The organism is Caulobacter sp. S45, from assembly GCF_903642205.1.
GTDB lineage: Bacteria > Pseudomonadota > Alphaproteobacteria > Caulobacterales > Caulobacteraceae > CAHJWH01.
This window is the reverse complement of the sequence record NZ_CAHJWH010000225.1, coordinates 1-3,535: the sequence shown is the minus strand read 5'-3', so window position 1 is coordinate 3,535 and position 3,535 is coordinate 1. Positions and strand designations below refer to the sequence as shown.

The following is a 3,535-nucleotide window of genomic DNA, read 5'->3' as shown; positions in this document are numbered from 1 at the left end:
TGGTTCTTCCTGGTGCCCTCGATCCCCACCACGCTCGGCAACTTCCTGCTGCCGCTGATGATCGGGGCGCGCGACCTCGCCTTCCCCAAGCTGAACCTGATGAGCTGGTACGTCTTCCTGGCCGGGGCGGCGCTGACCGTGCTCGCCCTGCTGATGGGCGGCATTGACACGGGCTGGACCTTCTACACGCCGTTCTCGACCATCTATTCCAACTCGATGGTGACGATCGCGGCGCTGGGCATCTTCGTGGTGGGCTTCTCGTCCATCGCCACGGGGGTGAACTTCATCGCCACGGTGCACCTGCTGCGGGCGCCGGGCATGACCTGGTTCCGCATGCCGCTGTTCGTCTGGGCCATGTACGCCACCAGCCTGGTCATGGTGCTGGCGACGCCGGTGCTCTCCACCAGCATGCTGCTGCTGATCGCAGAGCGGTTCTTCGGCATGCCGATCTTCGACGCGCGGCTGGGGGGCGACCCGATCCTGTTCCAGCACCTGTTCTGGTTCTACAGCCACCCGGCCGTCTACATCATGGTGCTGCCGGCCATGGGGGTGGTGTCGGAGGTGATCACGGTGGGCGCGAGGCGCACCATCTTCGGCTACGCCTTCATGGTCTACGCCATGCTGGCCATCGCGGGCGTCGGCTTCTTCGTGTGGGGCCACCACATGTTCGTCTCCGGCCAGAGCCCCTACGCCAGCATCGTCTTCTCGTTCATGAGCTTCGTGGTGGCGGTGCCCTCGGCCATCAAGGTGTTCAACTGGACCGCCACGCTCTACCGCGGCCAGATCACCTTCGCCGCGCCGATGATCTATGCGCTGGGGTTCGTGGGCTTGTTCACGATCGGCGGCCTGACGGGGCTGATGCTGGCCTCCATCCCTATCGACGTGCACGTCACCGACACCTACTTCGTGGTGGCGCACTTCCACTACATCATGGTGGGAGGCTCGGTGTCGGCCTTCTTCGCCGGGCTGCACTACTGGTGGCCCAAGATCACCGGGCGGATGTATCCCGAAGGCTGGGCGAGGTTCGCGGCGATCCTGCTTTTCTTCGGGTTCAACTTCACCTTCTTCCCGCAATTCATCATGGGCTACATGGGCATGCCGCGCCGCTACGCTCACTATCCTTCCGAGTTCCAGATCTACCACGTGCTGTCGTCTTCGGGCGCCATGATCCTGGCTGTCGCCTACCTGCTGCCGCTAGGCTATCTGGCCTGGTCGATCCGCTACGGGCCGCACGCCAGCAAGAACCCGTGGGGGGCCACAGGGCTGGAGTGGCGCACCGACTCGCCGCCCCCGAAGGAGAACTTCAAGACCATCCCGGTGGTTGACAATGACCCCTACCAGTACCATCCCAAGGGCCACGGGCCCCAGCACGGAGAAGCTCTGCACCGCGGCCAGGGTGAGACCGCCGCATGAGCCAGGCGTCGGGCGCCCTGCACGAGCCGTTCGAGTCGGGCGTCCGCCAGCGCGAAGCGACGATCTTCGCGATCTGGACCTTCCTCGCCAGCGAACTGCTGCTGTTCGGCGGCATGTTCTTCGCCTTCTACATCTACCGCCGCGCCCACCCAGGCGGCTTCGACGCCGGCGCGCACCACACCAACCTGCTGTTCGGTGCGATCAACACGGCGCTGTTGCTGACCTCCAGCTTCGCCATGTCCGTGGCCGGCCGGGCGCTGGAGGTGAAGCGCTCGGCCCTGGCCGAGCTCTGCATCTGGATCACCCTGTCGCTCGGCGTCGGCTTCCTCGGTGTGAAGGGCCTGGAGTACGCCCAGGACCTGCACGAGCACCTCTGGCCCGACATCCATTTCGACGGCGCCGATCCGTCCGAGCGCATCTTCTTCGGCTTTTACTGGACAATGACCTTCATCCACAGCTGCCATCTGATTATCGGGCTGGGCTTCCTCGCCCGCCTCGGCCTGATGGCGCGTACCCGGGTGCTGGAGGCCAACTCGGACTCGGTGGAGACCACCTCCCTCTACTGGCACCTGGTGGACGTGATCTGGATCATGGTGTTCACCACGCTGTATCTGGTGGGCAAGTAACCATGGCGAAGCCGCGCAAGTCACCCCAGCTCTACGAGCTGCCGTCGTCCACGGTGGTCCTTGGTCCGGCGCTGGTCTGGGTCGGCCTGCTGGGGCTGCTGGCGGTCAACATCGGGGTGAGCTTCCTGCCGCTGGGCCCCGCCAAGACGCCGGTGAACCTGGCCGTCGCCGTGGTGCAGGCTTCCCTGATGTTCGTCGTCTTCATGCGGCTGAACCGGGCCAGCGCCCTGGTGAAGCTGACGGCGGCCGCGGGGCTGGTCTGGCTGTCCTTCCTGTTCCTGATCGGCTCGGCCGACTTCCTCACCCGCCCGCTGATCTCGCCCTGAGTCGTCTCCCTCGCTGTCACGGGACGCTGAACCACGTTCCTCCCAGCGAGTTGAGCCCTGCAGGCGACGGGCGGAACATGGCGGACCCACTCGACACCCTGATCGTCGGCGCCGGCCCGGCCGGCCTGACTGCAGCAATCTATCTCGCCCGCTTTCGCCGCCGGGTGCTGGTCGCCGACACGGGCGACAGCCGCGCCAGCTGGATTCCCAAGAGCCGCAACCTGCCTGGGTTCACTCAGGGCCTGCATGGCGAGACCCTGCTGGAGCGCCTGCGCCACCAGGCCCGGACCTATGGCGTGGAAATGCGCCACCATCGCGTCGAGACGCTCGCCGCCAACGAGGGCGGCTTTCAAGCGGATATCGGCGAGGAGAGCTTCACGCCCGCCACCGTCATCCTCGCCACCGGCGTGGTGGAGATCGTCCCCGCCATCCCGGGCGCGGTAGAGGCGATCACCCGCAGCCTGATGCGCGTCTGCCCCATCTGCGACGGCTTTGAGGCTCAGGGCAAGAAGGTGGCCGTGCTGGGCTCAGGCGACCACGCCGCGGGCGAGGCGCTGTTCCTGCGCACCTGGGCCGCCGACGTCTCGCTGGTGCTGACCCGCGACGCCGACCTGAGCGATGGCCGGCGAGACGCTCTGAAGCAGTTCGGTGTGAAGGTCTTCCATACCGCCCTGGAATCCGTCTCCCTCGCCAAACACCAAGTGACGGCCATCTGCACCGAAGGCGGCCAGCCCAACCATTTCGACCTTGTCTACTCGGCCTTCGGCGTCACCGCCCAGACCGATCTCGCGCGCCAACTCGGGGCGAAACTGGACGAGGACGGCCGTCTCTATGTCGGCGCGCACCAGGAGACCTCGGTGGATGGCCTTTATGCCGCGGGCGATGTGGTGCGCGGCCTGAACCAGATCAGCGTGGCCGAGGGTGAGGCGTCGGTCGCAGCCACCGCCATCCACAACCGGCTGCCCCGCAATCCCGCCTGAGGAGGTAACTTTGATCTCGCTTCGCTCCGGGGAGGCGGGCTAGGGCGTTACCGTTCCAGGTTGAAACGGCTGCCCTTCACCCGCTCATCCCGGCGAACGCCGGGATCCGGATCACAACGCGTTCGGCCTAGGTGACTGTCGCTCTGTCGCGTCGAGGTCCAGCTCTACAATCTGGATCCGCCATTCGCCG

At 66.1% G+C, this 3,535-nt stretch carries 4 protein-coding genes; all 4 read left to right on the top strand.

Annotated elements, in window-relative coordinates; genetic code table 11:
* Positions 1–1,413: cbb3-type cytochrome c oxidase subunit I (locus HUV06_RS15210; protein WP_174302089.1), on the top strand; the 1,413-nt coding region annotated here is incomplete at its 5' end.
* Positions 1,410–2,039 (top strand): cytochrome c oxidase subunit 3, encoded by a 630-nt coding sequence (locus tag HUV06_RS15205; RefSeq protein ID WP_174302088.1) that lies wholly within the window; start codon positions 1,410–1,412, stop codon positions 2,037–2,039. The genes HUV06_RS15210 and HUV06_RS15205, both read left to right, overlap by 4 nt.
* 2 nt (positions 2,040–2,041) lie before the next feature.
* Entirely contained in the window at positions 2,042–2,365 is a 324-nt protein-coding gene (locus HUV06_RS15200; RefSeq protein WP_174302087.1) for a cytochrome C oxidase subunit IV family protein, read from the top strand.
* Positions 2,366–2,442: 77 nt separating this feature from the next.
* On the top strand, positions 2,443–3,345 hold the full coding sequence (locus tag HUV06_RS15195) for an NAD(P)/FAD-dependent oxidoreductase (protein WP_174302086.1): 903 nt from the start codon (positions 2,443–2,445) through the stop codon (positions 3,343–3,345).
* Positions 3,346–3,535 lie beyond the last annotated feature (190 nt).

Bases quoted from the DNA above. Each gene is read 5' to 3' on its own strand.
- HUV06_RS15205 (WP_174302088.1), top strand. From the start codon at position 1,410: ATGAGCCAGGCGTCGGGCGCCCTGCACGAGCCGTTCGAGTCGGGCGTC.
- HUV06_RS15200 (WP_174302087.1), top strand. From the start codon at position 2,042: ATGGCGAAGCCGCGCAAGTCACCCCAGCTCTACGAGCTGCCGTCGTCC.
- HUV06_RS15195 (WP_174302086.1), top strand. From the start codon at position 2,443: ATGGCGGACCCACTCGACACCCTGATCGTCGGCGCCGGCCCGGCCGGC.